Annotated in this window: 16 protein-coding genes; 12 read left to right on the top strand and 4 right to left on the bottom strand. The window is 56.1% G+C overall.

The genetic code is table 11. The features are described from left to right. Nucleotides 1-2 precede the first annotated feature (2 nt). Nucleotides 3-1,070 carry an agmatine deiminase family protein gene (locus HUO07_RS07905; protein WP_176303115.1) on the bottom strand — a complete coding sequence of 356 codons (1,068 nt, stop codon included), beginning with the start codon at nucleotides 1,068-1,070 and terminating at the stop codon, nucleotides 3-5. Between the two features lie 180 nt (nucleotides 1,071-1,250). Between HUO07_RS07905 and HUO07_RS07910 the strand changes: the two genes are divergently transcribed. Continuing rightward, nucleotides 1,251-2,492: a lipoprotein-releasing ABC transporter permease subunit gene (locus HUO07_RS07910; RefSeq protein ID WP_176303116.1), complete on the top strand. Its 1,242-nt coding sequence runs from the start codon at nucleotides 1,251-1,253 to the stop codon at nucleotides 2,490-2,492. A 25-nt stretch (nucleotides 2,493-2,517) separates the two neighbouring features. Continuing rightward, complete coding sequence (locus HUO07_RS07915) at nucleotides 2,518-3,246, top strand: ABC transporter ATP-binding protein (RefSeq protein WP_101146208.1); 729 nt, start codon at nucleotides 2,518-2,520, stop codon at nucleotides 3,244-3,246. A 23-nt stretch (nucleotides 3,247-3,269) separates the two neighbouring features. On the opposite strand, the gene HUO07_RS07920 is transcribed toward HUO07_RS07915, so the two are convergent. Further along, a complete protein-coding gene (locus HUO07_RS07920) occupies nucleotides 3,270-3,821 on the bottom strand; it encodes a DUF2062 domain-containing protein (protein WP_008956819.1) in 552 nt (183 codons plus the stop codon). 97 nt (nucleotides 3,822-3,918) lie between these two features. Here HUO07_RS07920 and HUO07_RS07925 point away from each other — a divergent pair, with 97 nt between their 5' ends. From HUO07_RS07925 to murB, 7 genes are read left to right on the top strand one after another with little or no spacing between them, the layout of a single operon-like run. After that, on the top strand, nucleotides 3,919-6,186 hold the full coding sequence (locus HUO07_RS07925; RefSeq protein WP_176303117.1) for a DNA internalization-related competence protein ComEC/Rec2: 2,268 nt from the start codon (nucleotides 3,919-3,921) through the stop codon (nucleotides 6,184-6,186). Nucleotides 6,187-6,242: 56 nt separating this feature from the next. Then, a complete protein-coding gene (gene msbA, locus HUO07_RS07930; protein ID WP_176303118.1) occupies nucleotides 6,243-7,979 on the top strand; it encodes a lipid A export permease/ATP-binding protein MsbA in 1,737 nt (578 codons plus the stop codon). Next, nucleotides 7,976-9,004, top strand: coding sequence for a tetraacyldisaccharide 4'-kinase (gene lpxK / locus HUO07_RS07935; RefSeq protein ID WP_176303119.1), 1,029 nt, complete (start codon nucleotides 7,976-7,978; stop codon nucleotides 9,002-9,004). The genes msbA and lpxK overlap by 4 nt, the downstream gene beginning before the upstream one ends. 13 nt (nucleotides 9,005-9,017) lie before the next feature. After that, on the top strand, nucleotides 9,018-9,251 hold the full coding sequence (locus HUO07_RS07940) for a Trm112 family protein (RefSeq protein ID WP_176303120.1): 234 nt from the start codon (nucleotides 9,018-9,020) through the stop codon (nucleotides 9,249-9,251). Next, entirely contained in the window at nucleotides 9,251-10,027 is a 777-nt protein-coding gene (gene kdsB / locus HUO07_RS07945) for a 3-deoxy-manno-octulosonate cytidylyltransferase (protein ID WP_176303121.1), read from the top strand. Before HUO07_RS07940 ends, kdsB begins: the two co-directional genes overlap by 1 nt. Nucleotides 10,028-10,045: 18 nt before the next feature. Then, nucleotides 10,046-10,510: an arsenate reductase/protein-tyrosine-phosphatase family protein gene (locus HUO07_RS07950; protein WP_176303122.1), complete on the top strand. Its 465-nt coding sequence runs from the start codon at nucleotides 10,046-10,048 to the stop codon at nucleotides 10,508-10,510. A 1-nt stretch (nucleotide 10,511) separates the two neighbouring features. Further along, a complete protein-coding gene (gene murB / locus HUO07_RS07955; protein WP_340162494.1) occupies nucleotides 10,512-11,540 on the top strand; it encodes a UDP-N-acetylmuramate dehydrogenase in 1,029 nt (342 codons plus the stop codon). A 103-nt stretch (nucleotides 11,541-11,643) separates the two neighbouring features. Here the strand turns inward: murB and rne are convergent, their stop codons facing one another. After that, complete coding sequence (gene rne / locus HUO07_RS07960; protein ID WP_176303124.1) at nucleotides 11,644-14,922, bottom strand: ribonuclease E; 3,279 nt, start codon at nucleotides 14,920-14,922, stop codon at nucleotides 11,644-11,646. A 731-nt stretch (nucleotides 14,923-15,653) separates the two neighbouring features. On the opposite strand from rne, the gene HUO07_RS07965 reads away from it, so the two are divergent. The 3 genes from HUO07_RS07965 to sppA are packed head-to-tail and all read left to right on the top strand — an operon-like array spanning nucleotide 15,654 to nucleotide 18,427. After that, on the top strand, nucleotides 15,654-16,595 hold the full coding sequence (locus HUO07_RS07965; protein ID WP_101146199.1) for an RluA family pseudouridine synthase: 942 nt from the start codon (nucleotides 15,654-15,656) through the stop codon (nucleotides 16,593-16,595). A 35-nt stretch (nucleotides 16,596-16,630) separates the two neighbouring features. Beyond that, nucleotides 16,631-17,284, top strand: coding sequence for an HAD family hydrolase (locus HUO07_RS07970; RefSeq protein WP_176303125.1), 654 nt, complete (start codon nucleotides 16,631-16,633; stop codon nucleotides 17,282-17,284). Nucleotides 17,285-17,308: 24 nt separating this feature from the next. Further along, complete coding sequence (gene sppA / locus HUO07_RS07975) at nucleotides 17,309-18,427, top strand: signal peptide peptidase SppA (protein WP_176303126.1); 1,119 nt, start codon at nucleotides 17,309-17,311, stop codon at nucleotides 18,425-18,427. A gap of 44 nt (nucleotides 18,428-18,471) precedes the next feature. Here sppA and HUO07_RS07980 read toward each other — a convergent pair whose 3' ends face one another. Continuing rightward, nucleotides 18,472-19,089: a Maf family protein gene (locus tag HUO07_RS07980; RefSeq protein ID WP_176303201.1), complete on the bottom strand. Its 618-nt coding sequence runs from the start codon at nucleotides 19,087-19,089 to the stop codon at nucleotides 18,472-18,474. Between the last annotated feature and the right edge of the window lie 39 nt (nucleotides 19,090-19,128).

Consider the following 19,128-nt stretch of genomic DNA (forward strand, 5'->3'; position numbering starts at 1 on the left):
CTTTAGCAAATAGCGGTCGCGGAAAGTGACCCTTGGGCCAGAGTGCCTTGTGGAAGCTGCATGGTTAAACAGTGCAGGCTGCCATGTTGGCGAATAACGCTGACGCACTCAATCGGAATTAGGGTGTGTTCGGGAAATGCGATTGCCAGCGCGTGTAGCGCGGTGACATCCGCCGGGTCGCCGTAAGTAGGAACCAGTACGGCTTGATTGATGATCAGAAAATTAGCGTAAGTGGCTGGTAGGCGGTGGCCGTCATCAGGGTCGAAGCAGGCTTGGGGCCAAGGCAGCGCGATTAAACGGTAGGGTTCACCATTGCGTTGTCGGAATGCCTGTAACTCCTGCTCCATCGCCGCCAGCGCCGGATAATGAGGATCATTGGGATCATCGCAGCGAACATAGGCGATGGTGGTTGGATCGCAAAAACGGGCAAGCGTATCGATATGGCTGTCGGTATCGTCGCCTTCTAAATGACCGTTGGCCAGCCACAATACGCGGTCAACGCCAAAATCTTGGGCGAGCTGGGCTTCTACATCTTCTCGCGATAGCGTTGGGTTGCGGTTGGGATTAAGCAGGCATGCTTCTGTAGTGAGCAGAGTGCCTTCTCCATCGGTTTCGATACCGCCACCTTCCAGCACTAAATTCCGTGTCGCTACCGGGCAAGCCCAAACGCCCGCCTCTGCAAGCCACTGGGTAAGCCGATTATCACGCTCAGCGGGGAATTTACCGCCCCAGCCGGTGAATGTGTAATCAAGCATCAGCATCTGGCCCTGGTCGTCGATAACGCTGATCGGCCCATGGTCTCTCGCCCAGGTATCATCAGTGGGTGCGACAATAAGCTGCAGCCGGGAAGCAGGCACGCCGTAAGCGTCAAATGTAGTGGCTAAGCGTTGTTGCGTTAACTCATCGGGCACACAAATCAGCACGCGCTGAAAGCGTGTCGTGGCGATCACAATGCGTTCCAGGGTGGCTTCGATGCGAGCAAGCAAGGGCGCCCAATCGCCGTCTGGCCGCGGCCAGGTCAATTGTATTCCGTCTTGGGGATACCATTCGGGTAGCAAACGATAAGTCATAAAAGCGCAGGCCCACGGTCAGCAGTAAATCGGCGCAATGTAGGCGGTGGCGGGGCAAGTTGCAAGCGTAACGTTTTTAATCTGAACGCTCGCAGGGCTGATCGCTCTAATGGCCGTTTGGAACATGCAGCGAGACTAAAAAAACCGTACCATGAGCGCTTATTGATAAGGAATGACGCCATGCTTGATCGTTTGCCTTTCCTGGTGGGGCTGCGCTACGTGCGCGCTAAACGCCGGAACCACTTTATTTCGTTTATTTCGCTTACCTCAATGCTGGGGTTAATGTTAGGGGTCGCCGTACTTATTCTGGTGTTGTCGGTAATGAACGGCTTTGACCATGAGCTAAGGACGCGCATTTTAGGCATGGTTCCACACGCCAAAATTGAGTCCCGTGTGGGAATGGTCGAATGGGAGTCTCTTGCCGAAGAGCTGATGCAGCGAGAGCGGGTCATTGGCGCGGCGCCTTTTGTCGAACAACAGGGCATGTTCTCGGTCGGTGGCCGCAATCAGGGGGCCATGGTTAATGGCATCAACCCTGACTGGGAAGACCGAGTCTCTATCATTGGCGAACACATGACGCAGGGGGAGCTAGCTGATCTCGTACCCGGCGAGTGGAATGTGGTGCTGGGGTCGATGCTGGCGCGCAGCCTGGGCGTTGGCGTTGGGGACCGAGTGACGCTATTGGTGCCTGAGGCTTCGATTACCCCGGCTGGGGTGTTCCCGCGCTTAAAGCGCTTCACCGTTAGCGGTATTTTTAGTGTCGGTGCTGATTTAGACGCCAACCTGGCCTACGCCAATATTGAAGATATGCAGACGCTTGCCCGCTTGGGTGACGCCATTGGCGGGCTTCGCCTACAGCTCGACGACCTGTTTGCTGCTAGTAGCGAAACTCAGGCCATTCTCAACGAGCTTGGCCCTGAGTACCTTGGCAGCGACTGGACGTTCTCTCATGGCAATTTGTTCCAGGCGATACAGATGGAAAAGCGCATGATTGCGCTGCTATTAACCGTCATTATCGCCGTGGCAGCGTTTAATATCGTCTCTACGCTGGTCATGGTAGTCACCGACAAAAGCGCGGATATCGCCATTCTGCGTACGATAGGTGCTAAGCCGAGCTCGATTATGGGGATTTTTATTGTTCAGGGCATGGCCATTGGGCTGATTGGTATCGCCATGGGGGTGGCCGTTGGTGTACTGCTGGCGCTGACCATCGCTGATCTGATTGGCTGGGTGGAAGGGACATTGGGCATTCAGTTCTTGGATGCTGGGGTTTACTTCATTAGCGATTTACCTTCTCGCTTACAGTGGGATGATGTTAGCCGTATCGTATTGGCAGCCTTTGGGCTGACATTCCTGTCCACGCTCTATCCTGCTTGGCGTGCGGCGCGGGTTCAGCCAGCGGATGTATTGCGCTATGAATAATGGCTTCAGGAATAAGGATGACATGATGTCTACGAATACGGTGTCTACCCACGCACAACCAGACGCAGCCATTATGCTCGATTGCCAAGCGCTGACTAAGACTTACAGCGAAGGCCCACAGGATCTAACGGTGCTCGATAAGCTCAGCCTGCAAGTGCGCGCTGGAGAGCGGGTGGCTATCGTCGGCAGTTCGGGCTCCGGTAAGACCACATTGCTGAATCTGCTGGGAGGGCTCGACCGCCCCAGCGAAGGCAGTGTGGTGATCGCTGGTGAGCCGCTATCGGGTTTGAATGAAGCGGCGCTGGGCAGCTTTCGGAACCGCTACATTGGGTTTGTGTATCAGTTTCACCACCTGCTGGCGGAGTTCACCGCCGTAGAAAATGCGGCGTTGCCGCTGATTATTCGCGGCCAGTCGAAAAAGGCGGCCGAGCAGCGGGCGATGCAGATATTGGAGCGAGTGGGCATGCAGCCGCGTGCCGACCATAAGCCAGGTGAGCTTTCTGGTGGTGAGCGTCAACGCGTGGCGATTGCCCGGGCACTGGTTACCGACCCCAGCTTGGTGCTGATGGATGAACCCACGGGCAACCTTGATCAGACCACTGCAGCGACTATTTTGGCGCTGATGGATGAGCTGGCCAAAGAGAGCGCCTGTGCCTTTGTGATTGTGACCCACGATGTGAGCCTTGCCGCTCATCAGGATCGTGTGCTTAAGCTGGATGCAGGTAGGTTGGTCGAGCAAACGCCAGCGCGTTAACGATGGAGATAGGCTCTTAAAGCTTAATCATCAAATTCTGCTTCAATCTGCGCACGCCGCTGCCGACGTTTTTGGCGGCGGCGTTTCCAATTATGGGAGACGTGCCAGCGCCAGATTAAGCGGATACCGATATTGACGACGATCGCTAATATCAACGCTGTCACCAGCGAGCCAACGATCAGAGGCGGCATAATGTCGTGCATCTGTTCGGCAATCCAGCGCGTTGAAATACGCGAGGGGGCTTCTCGTACAGGCGCACCGAGTATGAAAGTGCCAATCCGATAATTGCCGTAAAAAATGAGCGGCATTGTTAAAGGGTTAGTGATCCATACCAAACCGATTGAAAGGGCTAAGTTGCAGCGCGTTAAGCGAGCACCCAGCGCAGCGACCACCATCTGAAAAGGGATGGGGAGCATGGCGCAAAACACGCCCACGCTAAACGCATTGGCAACGCTTCGGCGAGTTAGTAGCCACAAACCCGGGTCTGCAATCAGCGGTGCCATAAAGCGTAGCGAGCGCTGTTTTCTGATGGTGTCGGGTTTGGGCATGTAGCGCTGCAGGAACCTGCGCGGCATGACGGATACTCTTACCTATCGATGCTGCCCATTATCCATATAGCATTGCCCTTCGGCTATGCTAGGCCATCAATGAACATTCGCCAGGGAGAGTTCTATGCGGTTAGGGGTCGCCATGCCCGCTGCACTTGCAGCTCTCGCTGGAGGGATTATGGCATGGTACAGCCATGCCGCAGGAGTGACCTCCAATGCGTTCGGTTGGGTGCTGGTCGCCGCGTTGTTGATAGTGGCGTGGCAACCCCGCCGAGGTATATGGCTACTGATGGGGCTATGGGTATTTGCTGGCGTTCAGCAGGAATGGACGAGCCGTTTGCCGACAGGGCTGAGTGGCGAGGATATAGCCGTTGAAGCCACTGTGCTGAACGCTCAGTCGTCGGGGGACGCAACGCGTCTGATGCTGCGTGTTGATAGCTGCCAAGGCCCGGCACAACGACCACGTTGCTCGGTGATAAACAAGGTGCGGGTAACGGCTTATAGCGATGAAGCTTTTTATCCCGGTGAACAGTGGCGAATGACGCTCCGTTTGCGGCCTCCCAGTGGTTTTGCCAACCCCGGTACGTTTGATTATGAGCAGTGGCTATGGCGTGAGGGAATTCACGCCACTGGGTATCTGCGCCAAGATCCACCGCCGGTTCGGCTAGCTTCCGCCGGGCCATCGCTGCGTCAGCTGGGGGTGAGTTTTTTAGCCCGGCAGGCGCTGAATGAGCGCACTAAACGCTGGTTGGCGGCGCTGACACTGGGTGATAGCGAACAGCTTACCCAAGATGACTGGTCATTGTTGAATGCGACCGGTACCACCCATCTGGTCGTTATTTCAGGCTTACATGTTGGGCTGGTGACATCATTTGTATTGATGCTTGCCAAGCTCGGAGCGCGCTTAACGACGCCTACCAACTGGCGCATGCGCGCTTGGCCTTGGTGGGTGGCGGCGGTAGCCTGCATCAGTTACGCCACGCTTGCCGGGATGGCACCGCCCGCTATGCGTGCCATGGTGATGACGTTGATTGGCCTGTGGGTGCTTAGTGGTCGACATGCACCAAGCCCATGGCAAGGATGGTGGCTGGCCATTGCGCTGGTGCTTCTCGTTGATCCGTTGGCTTTGTGGCGGCCCGGTATGTGGCTTTCCTTTTTGGCGGTGGCATGGTTAATCACTATTTGGCAGGGGCGGCGGCGCCCCCAGGGTGTTAAAGGCTGGTGTTGGGCGCTGGTCAGGTCGCAGTTGCTGCTTGCACCGCTAATGGCCGCCGCTGTGCTGGTAGCATTTGGGCGCATAGCGCCCGCCGCTCCGCTGATTAACCTAGTGGCCGTGCCGTGGGTGAGTTCCATCATGGTGCCTACGGCGTTACTGGGTTGGTTATTATCACCGGTGCCGTTTCTAGGCCATGCTTTGTGGTGGCTGTTTGAGGCCGCACTTAATATTTTCCATTTACTGTTGAGCCTCTCTGTTCAGCACTGGCCGCTATGGGAGCCTGATCGGCCATTAACCTATCCACTGGCCTTTGCGCTGTTGCTACTGTCACCCTGCTGGGGCTTGCCTGCGGTGCTGCCGGGGATGCGGCTAGCCGCTACGGCATTGGTGGTGGCACTGCCTTGGTGGTCGCTATCGTCGATGACTCCCCAGCAGGGGCTTCGAGTGAGTGTGCATGATGTGGGGCAAGGGCAGCTGATAGAGCTGCGCAGTGAACATTATCGACTGCTTTATGACACTGGACCCCGCTTTCGCGGCGGTTTTATGCCGCTGGAAACACTGTGGTCGCCGGGTCAGCGCTTTGATCAGGTGATCGTTAGTCACGCCGATAACGACCATGCGGGTGGCGTTAATGCGTTATTAGCGGAGCATCAGGTTACTCAGTGGATAGCGCCCGCGGGTGAAACGCTGCCAATAGCGAGTCGGGCGTGCCAGCGAGGTCAAACCTGGCAGCGCGATGGTGTTAATTATCGCTTTTTATGGCCGCCAGCGGGCGCTAATGCGTTATCACCCAATGATCGATCCTGCGTATTGGAAGTCAGTGTAGGCGAGCATCGGCTGCTCATCACGGGGGATGTAAGTACCGAGATAGAGCGACGCTTTTTGCTAGAAGTGGATTCGCCTGTTTCTATGCTTGTCGCGGGGCATCACGGCAGTGGAACGAGTTCGGGTATTCAGTTCGTACGTCATACCGCCCCTGAACATGTTGTTTTTAGCGCAGGACGTGATAACCCTTTTCAGCATCCGGTAGATGCCGTCGTGCGCCGTTTTCGTGATCAGGAAAGCTGTTTGTGGAGTACGGCACTCGACGGCGCACTGCGTTTTTGGCTGGAAGCAGCTCGTCCTTTTGAGGTCAAAACGACGCGACCACGGGCAGGTCGACGCAATCGGTGTTGAACCACGTCGCCATCAGGTAGAATTCACCGCATTGCACACTATTGCCGGGAGCGCGTGTGGCTGATTCAAGTTGGGGTATTTACAAGCGGTTATTGGGCTATGTTAAGCCACATTGGCGCGCATTTTCGCTGGCGCTGGTGGGGTTTGTGGTATACGCGGCGTCGAGTACCGCACTGGCGGAAATGATGAAGCGGCTGATTGATGGCATTCAAAACCCGGATGCGGCCTTCCGGTTCTTCTTGCCACTGTTTGTCATTATTATGTTCTCCGCCCGTGGGGTAGGTACTTTTTTAAGTACTTACTTTATGGCTTATGTGGGTCGCTACGTGATTCATACTCTGCGCTGCGATGTATTTGCTCATCTTCTTCATCTGCCTGGCCGGTTTTTTGACCACCACTCCAGCGGTCAACTGGTATCGCGGGTGACCTACCACGTCGAGCAAGTGGCAGGGGCGGCCACCAAGGCGGTGACGATTATTCTACGTGAAGGCCTGTTCGTCGTCGGCTTGGTGCTTTATCTGCTCTGGACCAACTGGATGCTCACGCTACTGTTTTTAGGCGTGACGCCGATTATTGCCGTCGTAGTGAGTTACGTCAGTAAGCGGTTTAGGCGTATCTCCAAGCGCATTCAGCACTCTATGGGCGATGTGACCCATATTGCGTCGGAAGCGTTGTCTGGCTATCGCGTAGTGCGCACCCATGGCGCAGAAGATTATGAAAAGCAGCGCTTTGAACGAGTGAGTGAAGAGAATCGTCGTCAAAGTATGAAAGAAGCCATGACCCGTGCGGTTAGCTCGCCGGTGATTCTGATGCTGGTGGCTATCTCTATGGCGCTGCTGGTATGGCTGGCGATGGCGCCCTCCCTGATGGAGAACATGACCCCCGGTGAGTTCGTCGCCTTTATTACGGCCGCCGCCCTGATGATCAAACCGGTGCGACAATTGACTGAGATTAACGGTGAGATTCAGAAGGGGTTGGCGGCTGCGTCAGAGCTTTTTGGACTACTGGATATGACGCCGGAGCAGGATAACGGTAAGCGTATTGCCAGTCGTTTAAGCGGTGAGGTCGTTATCGATAAGGTTAGCTTCCGCTATGCCGACGACCAACCTGAAGTATTGCATGATATTAATCTACGGCTGGCGCCAGGTGAACTGGTAGCGATAGTCGGTCGCTCGGGAAGTGGCAAATCTACGCTGGTGAGCCTATTGCCGCGCTTCTACCGGCCTAGCCAAGGCATTATCACCATTGATGGCGTCAATGTTGATGAGTACGCGCTTGGGCCGCTGCGCCAGCAGATTGCCTTGGTCTCCCAGCAGGTGACGCTATTTAATGCCTCAATTGCCGATAACATTGCCTATGGGGTGGCTAATCCTGACCCACAGGCTATTCAAGCGGCGGCTGAAGCGGCCTATGCCCACGAGTTTATCGACAAACTCCCCGATGGCTATGCGACCACCGTAGGCGAAAACGGCGTGATGCTCTCTGGCGGTCAACGTCAGCGGCTGGCGATTGCTCGGGCTATCTTCAAGGATGCGCCGCTGTTAGTGCTCGATGAGGCCACCTCGGCGCTGGATACGGAATCCGAGCGCTATATTCAGAAAGCGCTGGAGCGCGTTTGTGAGGGTCGCACTACATTGGTGATTGCCCATCGCTTGTCCACCATTGAGCGGGCCGACCGGATCGTGGTGATGGATCAGGGACGTATCATTGAAGAGGGCACCCATCAGGCCTTGTTGGATGCCGATGGCGCCTATGCAGCGCTGCATCAGTTGCAGTTTCAAGAAGCATTATGACCCTGCCTAAAAAAGCGCAAAAGACCCGAACACTGGCAGAGCGTTGGCTGCAAGGAGCCTATCAGGGCAGCCGTTGGCTTTGGCCGCTGAAGCCCTTAGGGGCGCTTTATCAATGGGGAATGGCCCGCCGTGAAAAGGCCTACCAGCTCGGAAAGAAGGCCACGTGGAAGGCTCCCGTGCCGGTGATTGTGGTCGGCAATATCACCTTAGGCGGTACCGGGAAATCACCGTTAGTGGCGTGGTTGGGCAATTGGTTGATGGCGCAGGGCTGGTCACCAGGCATTGTTACCCGTGGCTATGGCGGAACATCCTCGCACTATCCCTTGTTTGTCACCGCCGCTACTAATGTTGCCGAAAGCGGCGATGAACCCTTGATGCTCGCGCAGCAGACAGGGCTACCGGTAGTGGCAGACCCCAAACGGCCGCGCGGCGTGCAGGCGCTAGTGGCGGCGGGTTGCGATATTGTTTTGAGCGACGATGGTTTGCAGCACTTGGCGCTGGCGCGGGATATTGAGCTGGTAGTGGTTGATGGTGCCCGTGGTTTAGGTAATGGTCGCTGCTTACCCGCCGGGCCGCTGCGCGAATCGCCCAGCCGGTTGCAACGCGTTGATGCCGTGATCGTCAATGGTGATTCACAGCAGGCGTTGCCGGTTGGCTCTGTTACCACTATGCAGTTAGCACCGCGATATTGGCGCCGCTTAGATGACGGTGCTCGGTTTTCGCTAGCGCCGCTGCCGTTTACGCTACCAGTGCACGCAGTAGCGGGGATTGGCAATCCCGAGCGTTTTTTTCGCACGCTTTCCGATTTGGGGGTCAGTGGTGACTGGCATCCGTTGGCCGATCACCAGCATTACAGTGCTGACGCGCTAAAATTTGCAGATATCCGCCCGATTATCATGACAGCCAAAGATGCCGTTAAATGTTTCGCCCTGGCGCCGTCGAATAGTTGGGTATTAGATGTGGAAGCCACGCTTCCACCTGAATTTGAGCACTGGCTGACAGCACGGCTGTCGGCACTTTCCTAAAGGAGTCACGCGCATGGATAAGGAACTGCTTGCAATGCTGGTTTGCCCGTTGTGTAACGGCAAGCTGAAATATGACCGCGAAGCCCAAGAGCTGCGTTGCCACTACGATGGCTTGGCCTACCCCATTCAAGAAGGGATTCCCGTCATGCTGCCGGAAGAAGCCCGTGCCATGGACGCCGATGAGAAGCTGCCTACTTCCCCTGGTCGCGCGCCTGGGAGCGCTTCAGGACATTCCGGAGGCGTTTAATGGCTTCTTCTGACGTCGCCGTACCTGAATTTACGGTTGTAGTACCCGCACGCTATGGCTCCACCCGCTTGCCCGGCAAGCCGCTGTTAGAAATTGCCGGTGAGCCGATGGTCGCCCACGTATGGCGTCGCGCATGCCAAAGCCATGCCAGCCGGGTTGTGGTGGCCACGGACGATAGCCGCATTCGGGATGCCATGCTGCCCTATGGTGCTGAGGTGATCATGACGCGCGACGATCATCCTTCGGGCACTGACCGCTTAGCCGAAGTGGCTGATATCTTAGCGCTAGCGGATGATGCTCTGCTGGTTAATGTGCAGGGCGATGAGCCTTTGATTCCGCCTGCCTTGATTGATCAAGTGGCCCTTCGCTTGGCCGATGACCCCGAGGCATCGATTGCCACGCTGGCGGAGCCGATCAACGATGTTGACACGCTGTTTAATTCCAACGTGGTCAAGGTGGTGCGCACTCTGCAGGGTCGAGCGCTGTATTTCTCGCGTGCACCCATTCCCTGGGATCGGGAGCATTTCAAACAGGCGCCCACGCTACTGGCGACCGATGCTTGGCTGCGCCATATCGGCCTCTATGCATACCGCGCGGGTTTTCTAGCGGCTTACCGTGACTGGCCCGCCTCTAGCCTGGAGCAACTTGAACAGCTTGAGCAACTGCGTGCGCTACAAAACGGCCACGCGATACAGGTAGCCTTAGCCTGTGAGGTGAATCCCGCGGGTATTGATACTGTCGAGGATTTAGCCCGTGTACGCGCGCTGCTTGCCTAGCGCCCAAGGAGAGTCGTTGTGAAAGTGTTATTTGTGTGTCTAGGCAATATTTGCCGTTCGCCCACCGCAGAAGGTGTTTTTCGCCGAGCCCTTGAGCAAACAGGGCTAGCCGACGACGTTGAAATAGACTCCTGCGGGGTCGGCAGTTGGCATGTGGGTAAAGCGCCGGACTCACGCGCCCAGCAAGCGGCCTTATGCCGTGGTATCGATTTAAGTGGCCTGCGTGCCCGCCAGTTAAATGTGCAGGATTTTGCTGAATTTGATTACGTGCTGGGTATGGATCAGGACAATTTGCGCGCCATACGTGACCGGAAACCCGCCAATAGCCAGGCTCATATAGGCCTGTTTTTAGATTTTGCCGGCACGCCTGGTGCAGAAGTACCTGATCCTTATTATGGCGGGGATGAAGGCTTTGAAAACGTTCTAAATATGATTGAGGCCGCTTCAAACGGGCTCATTCAACACCTCAAACGTGAGCGCTGAGGTGGCGGCTTTTAATCTGCAGTCCAATATTGATTTAACCTTTGCCAATACGCTGCGGCTGCCTTGTCACGCCGAGCACTATGCAGCGCCGGGCACGCTGTCAGCACTGCGCGCTGCACTCGCTTATGCCCACGCTCAGAGCTGGCCCGTTACGCTGCTAGGCGGTGGCAGCAATGTGCTGCTGCCTGAGCAGTTGTCGGGCCTGGTGCTACGCCCAGCCTTAAATCAATGGTGGCTGAGACATCCAAAAGGCGCTCAACAAGGGGATGTGTTTGCCCAAGTGGGCGCTGGGGTTAATTGGCACGCCTTAGTCATGGCGACTGCCGCACGGGGTTTGTGGGGAATTGAAAACTTAGCGCTAATTCCCGGTAGTTGTGGGGCGGCGCCGGTGCAAAATATTGGTGCCTACGGCGTTGAGCTTGCTGACACGCTGCAAGCGGTGCAGGTCATGGAGCTCGCCACTGGCCGTTGTTATTGGTTAAGTACTCAAGAGTGCGCGTTTGGCTACCGGGACAGCATCTTTAAAGGCGAGTTAGCCGATAGTGTTGTGATTACCCAGCTAATATTGCGTTTATCACGCATGCCAGCGCCGCAACTGAATTATGGCGATCTTGCCGCGCGGATATCGGCTACACCCTCGCCGCTTGAGGTTGCTGAAGCCGTCTGTGCTATTCGCCGCGAGAAGCTACCCGACCCCGAGGTGCTTGCCAACGCGGGGAGTTTCTTCAAGAATCCGCTAGTAAGTGATGAGCAGGCAGCACAGCTGTCGCGCCAGTATCCTGCGATGCCCCATTTTCCCCAGGCGGGAGGGCAAACAAAGTTAGCGGCAGGTTGGTTGATCGACCAGTGCGGTTTAAAAGGGATGCGCGACGGCGCCTTTGGCGTACACCAGCATCAAGCGCTGGTGGTGGTGCATTTTGGTGGTGGTGATCGCCACGGCTTGATGAAAATCGCCAGCTATATCGCCGCTCAAGTAAAAACACGCTTTGGTGTGCTGTTAGAACCCGAGCCACGTTTTATTAATCCTTAACACCCTTTTCCAGCGAATCCTTCTGCCGTTTTTAAAAGGCGTCTCCTAAACAGCAAAATCCCCGCTTAAGCGGGGATTTTGCTGTTGCAACACGCGACCGATTTTACTCGGAGTGGGTGTCCTGTTGCGCCTGTTTACGCTTTTCACGCGGGTCATTGTGAGCCCGTGTGCGGCGGCGACGTGGTTTAGGCGTTTCTTCAGTGACTGCGTCTTCAGCGGGTGCTTCGCTAGCCACCGGCTGAGCAGGCTGAGGCTCGGTTTCAGTTGGCTCTAGAGCGCCGCTATTCTGTTCGACGCTCTTTTCTTCCTCGCCTTGCTTTTCCTCAGCTTGCTTTTGCTCGCTGCTGGATGGCTCTTCAACTGAAGAGGCCGCGTCGTCACGCTCAGAAGTGCTTTCAGAAACGCTTGGCGTTACTGCTTCCTGGCGAGTTTCCTGGGCGTTAGTTGACGCTTCCGGCTGGCGCTGTTCGCTGCTTTGATCCGTATCAGCGCGACTGAGAGGCTCAGAAGCAGCTTCTTCAATAGTGGCCGCCGGATCGACCGCGTTGGCCGCAGGCGGTTCGATAGCTTCAGGTGCTACCGGTTCGCTAGCACTTGGCTGGTTATCAGCAGTTTGCTCAGTTTCAGTAGGCTCCGAGTTGGCTTCGGCTGCTTCTGAGTTCACCTCAGGTAGCGCTGGCGTAGTCTTACTCTCTTCAGAGTGGAGTTCCGTTGTTTCAGAGGCAGCAGCAGGTGTCGGCTCTTCGCTGGTGACGAGTTCACTCGGCTTGGCAGCGGCTTCCTGCTCAGCGGTGTCAGAAGCAGGTTGAGTGGCTTCATCGGCAGATGCGGCGACGTCAGCATTCGGTGTCTCGGCAGCCGTTGCTTCTGAAGCCGGTTTTTCTGTAGCAGGTGCCTTTACTTCCGGTGCTGGAGCTTTCGCGTCTGACGTTTCGGTTGTCGGCGCGACAGGTGCTTCATCTGCTGGTTCAGCGCTTTCTGGCGCTTCATTTACCGCTTCTGCCTGCAGCTTTAACTGCTCAGCTTCTGCCTGAGGATTGATCGCCTGGGTACGTGTGCGGTTACGCGGGTTGTTACGCGTACGCTTCGGCTTGCCGTCATCCTGCTTGGCTTCTGGCTGCTTGGCAGTTTCATCGGGTTGGCTGTCTTGGCCAGCCTCGCGACGCGACTCTTTCGGCGCTGCGCTTTTGCCGTTATTGCTCTTTTTAGAGCTGTCCTTGGCTGAGCTGTCTTTTCCAGAACTGTCTTTGCCAGAACTATCTTTGCCAGAACTATCCGACTGGCTCTCTTTACGAGGCGCTTTGTTGGCCGACTCTTCGTTGGCATCGTCTTGCTGGGGATGACGACGACGATTGCGGGTGCGGCTGGGGCCGCTGCGCTTGTCGCTATTATCGTCACCGGCAGGACGCGGAGCAGTGGTGCGTTGCTCGCTTTTTTGCTCGGCTTTTTGTTCAGTTTTTGGCTCAGACCGGGCGCTGTTATCGCTGCGCGACTCGTTACGGCTAGTGTTGTCGCCGCGTTCGCTGCGTGAGGCTTTCTGCCGTGACTCACTGCTGCGCTGATTGGTTTTGCGCTCGCTTAGCTTACGCGGCGCGGGCGTTTCAGTTTTGGGCTCTGGCGTAGCTTCAGCATTACTTTCGTCGCTGCCTAGCAACTTGGCGAAGCCACGGATAAAGCGGCCAATGACGCTGGGTTGCTCGCTGGTCGTCGGTGCTACTTTCGCCGCCGGGGCAGCAGCAGGCGCTTTCTCTTCGGTTTGCAGCGATGCAGGAGCGGGGGCGTTATGTGTAACGCTTTTTACCGCTGCTTCAGCGCGTTGAGCGGGCGGTACGAAGCTGGGTGTCGGCTCTTTACCAACTTCGGTATCCGTGGAGAGTTCAAAGCTCGAAAGGCTTTGAGTGTCATCCTCGTCTAAATGATCATCTCGTAGGCGCTGTACGTCGTAGTGGGGCGTATCCATATCAGGGTTGGGTAGCAGAACGACGCGAACATTTTGGCGGGACTCGAGATCCGCCAGTACGCTGCGTTTTTCATTGAGCAGATACGTAGCGACGGGTACCGGCAGAATAGCGCGAATCTGCGCGCTGTTCTCTTTCATCGCCTCTTCTTCAATCAGGCGCATGATGGACAGCGACAGCGAACGTACATCGCGAATAGTGCCTTGGCCGTTACAGCGCGGGCAGACCACGCCGCTGGTTTCACCCAGTGAAGGACGCAGGCGCTGACGGGACATTTCCATCAGGCCAAAGCGCGAAATACGGCCGATCTGTACCCGCGCGCGGTCTAGCTTAAGCGCATCGCGCATGCGGTTTTCAACTTCACGCTGGTTCCGCGCTGGCCCCATGTCGATAAAGTCGATTACGACTAAGCCGCCGATATCGCGCAGGCGTAACTGGCGAGCGATTTCGTCCGCAGCTTCAGAGTTGGTCTGTAGGGCGGTTTCCTCGATATCGCTGCCGCGGGTGGCGCGAGCCGAGTTGATATCGATAGAGACCAGTGCCTCAGTGTGATCGATCACAATCGAACCGCCAGAAGGGAGCTTCACTTCGCGCTGGTAGGCCGTTTCGATTTGCGATTCGATCTGGAAGCGTGAGAATAGCGGTACTTCGTCAGCGTAAAGTTTGATCTTCTGCTGATACGAGGGCATGACCTGGCGAATAAAGCCCAGTGCTTCGGCGTGAATCTCGGGGCTGTCGATCAATACTTCGCCGATGTCCTGGCGCAAGTAGTCGCGCATGGCGCGGATGATGACGTTGGATTCACGGTAGATCAGGAAGGGGGCAGGGCGCTTGGCGGCTTCAGTGGTGATCGATTCCCACACCTGGACCAGGTAATCCAAGTCCCACTGCAGCTCTTCTGGGTTACGGCCAATGCCAGCAGTGCGCACGATCAGGCCCATTTTGTCCGGCACGGTCAATTGACCCATGGCATCTTTGAGCTGACTACGCTCATCGCCTTCGATACGGCGAGAAATGCCACCCGCACGCGGGTTGTTGGGCATCAATACCAAAAAGCGGCCAGCCAGGCTGACGAAGGTGGTAAGCGCGGCGCCTTTATTGCCACGCTCTTCCTTGTCGACCTGAACGATGACTTCTTGGCCCTCTTTGAGTACTTCTTTTATGCTGGGACGTCCGGAAACGTCTTTTACAAAGTACTCTTTTGAGATCTCTTTGAGCGGCAAAAAGCCGTGGCGGTCCGCGCCGTAATCGACAAAGGCAGCTTCAAGTGAGGGCTCTACGCGAGTGATTTTACCGCGATAGATATTGGCTTTTTTCTGTTCTCGAGCGCCGGATTCGATATCTAAATCGTAAAGGCGTTGTCCATCAACTAAGGCGACGCGCAGCTCTTCGGGCTGTGTCGCATTAATAAGCATCCGTTTCATGTTGTCTCGCATAGCGTTGCGTGCCGGCGAACTGCCTATGGGGTGACGTAGGCGAACCGCTGGGTGCTGCGTGCTTGTGCTCGGCGCATTGCAATGCTGACGCGTCAAGCCGGGAAGGCATCATCGCCAACCCGGCCAGTAGGGCGTTGAGTACGTGGCGGAGGCAGGACGTGTTCCGGTGGTTGTCACATCCATCCGGCCCTGCTGACACCGCCGACACCTGGCATTCATCGATTCACCAACGCCGGCCACCGGCACAGCGTTGAACTTGTCGCCCGGAGTCAGCCAGCGCCTTGTGACGAGAAAGGAGGGGCTGCTCAGGGCGTGGCGTTGTTAAGTTACTGCCTGCCGTTGAGGGCTAGGCTTACCTTCATCTACCGGCATTAAAGAACGGGCGGCAGATTTACTGCATTTTTTAAGATCAGATGTTAGTACTGGAAAAACGAGCAATGCGTACACTGACGTCGTCTTTCGTGTTCAGGCCTGCGTGTTAGTCGGGCAGGCGCATTAACCGAGCTCAGCGTTGACGTTTTCTGCTAACCAATTTAACGAATTAGCTATCTATCAGCTAGTCACTAGCGATAGACAAGAAAGCTTTCTGTGCTTGGCTGGTGAACGTTTTGGAATATAACAGTAAAGACAACGACCAGCAATTGACGCAATGCCCTTGGGTCTACGCTAGAATGCCGTTTTAAGCTGATGTTAGCGAACTACAGCAGGAGCAAGCGGCAATGTCCGAAGGGCGTGAAGTACAGTGGGTGGATATTGCCCCAGAGCAGGCTGGGCAGCGAATTGATAATTTTCTCATGACGCGGCTCAAAGGAGCGCCGCGGGCGCTTATCTATCGCATCGTGCGTAAAGGCGAAGTGCGCGTTAATAAAAAGCGCGTAAAGGTGGATTACCGTTTGCAAGCGGGCGATTTAGTTCGTGTTCCACCGCTGCGCTTGGCGCCCCGTGAGGCGGTCAAGGAAGTGAGTGATAATTTACGCGACCTGTTAGTGGGCAGCGTTATCATGGAAGGCCCTGATTGGATGGTGCTCAACAAGCCTTCAGGCTTGGCGGTGCATGGTGGTAGCGGGGTTAAAATCGGTTTGATCGAGGCACTGCGCCAGGTGCGCGATGATTTGAGCTTCCTGGAGTTGGTTCACCGTTTAGATCGCGATACGTCTGGTTGCTTGTTGCTGGCCAAATCCCGCGATTCGTTGGTGACGCTTAATGAGTCACTGAAAAAACACGGCATGGATAAGCGCTATCTGGCCTTGGTGAGCGGGCGCTGGCCAGCGCGTAAAACCTACGAAAGCGCGCGTTTGGATCGCTTTGATGCGGGCAATGGCGAGCGTCGGGTAAGGGTTGATCCCAATGGTAAAGTGTCGCGTACTCATTTCTCGGTGGTCGAGACGTTCGAAAAAGCCACCTTGATTGAAGCCGAACCAGTGACAGGGCGCACCCACCAGATTCGTGTGCACGCTGCCCATGCAGGCCATGCACTGCTGGGCGACGATAAATACGCCACCCGTGAAAGCGGTTTTCTTACCAAGCAATTAGGGCTGGGGCGTTTGTTTCTGCATGCGCGTGCGCTTACCTTTCCCGAGCCCACCAATGGTCGACCGGTGACCGTCAAAGCGCCACTGCCAGAGGCGCTGGAAGAAGCGCTTAAGCGTGCTCGCCAATAAGCCGTTTACTAATCCGCCCTTGATATGGAGCTGCCATGCAGTACGAGCTGATTATATTTGATTGGGATGGCACCTTGATGGACTCGGTGCCGCGGATAGTGTCGTGCATGCAGGCGGCTGCGCTGGAAGCCGAGTGGGGAGAGCTCTCGGCGGCGGAGGTGGAAGATATTATTGGGTTAGGGCTGCCTGAGGCCATTGCCCAGCTTTGCCCAGGTATTTTACCGGCTCAGGCCGAACGCCTTCGTGAGCGTTATTCGCACCATTTTGTGACGGCGGATGCGACGCCAATGCTGTTTTTTGCCGGGGTTGAGGCGCAGATCGCCCGTTTGCGCGGTCGTGAACAGCAGCGGCTAGCGGTAGCGACCGGTAAAAGTCGCCGTGGCCTCGACCGTATTTTTGCTGAGACCGATAGCGGTGCCTGGTTCCACGCCAGCCGCACGGCGGATGAAACCCGCTCGAAGCCACATCCTCAAATGCTTTCGGAACTGTTGGCTGAGCTTGAAGTGCCCGTCGAGCGAGCGGTGATGGTCGGCGATACAGAGTACGACTTGGAAATGGCGCGAGCGATTGGTATGGATCGAATAGGCGTGACTTACGGGGTGCATACGCCAGAGCGTTTGGCACTGAGTCGCCCCAAGTGGATTGCCCATAGCATCGATGAGCTTTTTGATCGGTTGTACGGTGAGTAGCCAGCGTTTACATAAGGACATTTTATGAGCGACGACCCAATCCGCCCCGTTGGCACAAACGACGGATGTGACGGCCCGACCAATGATGATCGCAGTGAGGTGAGGGAGGATCGTTGGACACAGGGATCAGAGGTGCCTTCTAGTAAGGGCGCTAAGCCGATGTCGGGTGCGCCAGACGATGATGCCGAAACTCTGCGCGAACGCCAGCGGCTGGCGCAGCTGGAAATGATGGATCACTGGATAGGCGGTGTGTTAACGGAGCAGCGACGCACTCGCCGCTGGAAGCTGTTTTTCCGCCTGATGATGCTCACTATTGTGTTGGTGACGCTGTTTGCCACCCTTTATAGTCTGTTTTGGGATTCGCCTAGTGCTACCGCGCCCACACAGCGACACTTAGGGATTGTTGAGGTCAGCGGGGTAATTGCCAGCGATTCGCCTGCCAATGCCGAGCGTATCATTGAGGGGCTGAATAACGCCTGGGAGGCGGAAGACGCTGCTGCTGTGGTGCTGCACATTAATAGCCCAGGGGGTAGCCCGGTGCAGTCTCAGCGTATCTATGCAGAAATTATGCGCCTACGCGAACAGGGCGATAAGCCGATTATCGCAGTGATCGAAGATATCGGTGCCAGCGGCGCTTATTATGTTGCCGCGGCGGCGGATGAGATTGTTGCGTCGCCTGTCAGCCTGGTGGGTTCTATTGGCGTTATTTACGCGGGCTTTGGTTTTGAAGAGGCAATAGCGCGCATTGGCGTGGAGCGCCGCGTGTTGACTGCTGGTGAAAATAAAGCCTTTCTTGACCCGTTTCAGCCGCTGGATGAAGAGGCGGAGCAGTTTTGGCAGGGAGTGCTCAGCCAAACTCACCGTCAGTTTATTGATGATGTGCGTGCGGGAAGAGGGGAAAGGCTTAGCGACAGCCCCGATATATTTTCAGGCCTGGTCTGGAGTGGTGAGCAGAGCGTTGATCTAGGCTTGGTTGACCAATTAGGCAGCCTTGAGCAAGTGGCGCGTGACCGAGTAGGTGACACCCATTGGGTCGATTATACGCCGAGTCTTGATCCATTTGAGCGCCTTACGCGCCGCTTTACCCAGGTCGTCGCCGAGGTGTTGGGCGTCAGTGCGCCCGCTACCCCGCTGCGCTTCTAAGCGCTTAGGTGTCAGACCCTTGGTTTGTCAGGCTCTATTGATAATCAGGAGGCGCCAAGCGGGTCTAAACCTGCTTGGCGCAGCATGTCGCAAAGCGCAATCAGTGGTAACCCAATCAATGCGTTAGGGTCGCGGCCTTCAAGCTTCTCAAACAGCGCTATGCCTAAGCCTTCCATTCGAAAGCTTCCAGCGCTGTCGAGTGGCTGTTCTTTGGCGACATAGTTTTCAATTTCCTGGGCGCTCAAGTGGCGGAAAACCACCTCGAATGGCTCGACGTGCACCTGATGGCGCTGGTGGCGTGTATCCAGCAGCGCTAAACCGGTCAAAAAAGTGACACGCTGGCCAGAAAAGCGGCTCAGGTTGGCGCGTGCCTTGGTTTTCGTATGCGGCTTGCCAAGAATGTCGCCTTCAAATACCGCGACTTGATCAGAGCCGATAATGCAGTGGTGGGGGAAGCGGTGCGCAACGGCGTTGGCTTTGCTGAGCGCTAGACGATGGACCAGAGCGTGGGGTGTTTCGCCACTATGGGGCGTTTCATCAATATCTGGTGAGTAGCATTGATAGGGGAGCTGTAGCCGATCCAGCAGCTCGCGCCGCCAACGCGAGCTGGAGGCCAGTACCAGCTTGGTCGTTGATGCCTGACTGTTTGATGGCTCGGTCATTGCGGATGAAGTCACAAATAGCTCCTGGCTGGGTAGTGG

Origin of the sequence: Vreelandella maris (genome assembly GCF_013371085.1) — a bacterium.
Lineage (GTDB): Bacteria > Pseudomonadota > Gammaproteobacteria > Pseudomonadales > Halomonadaceae > Vreelandella > Vreelandella maris.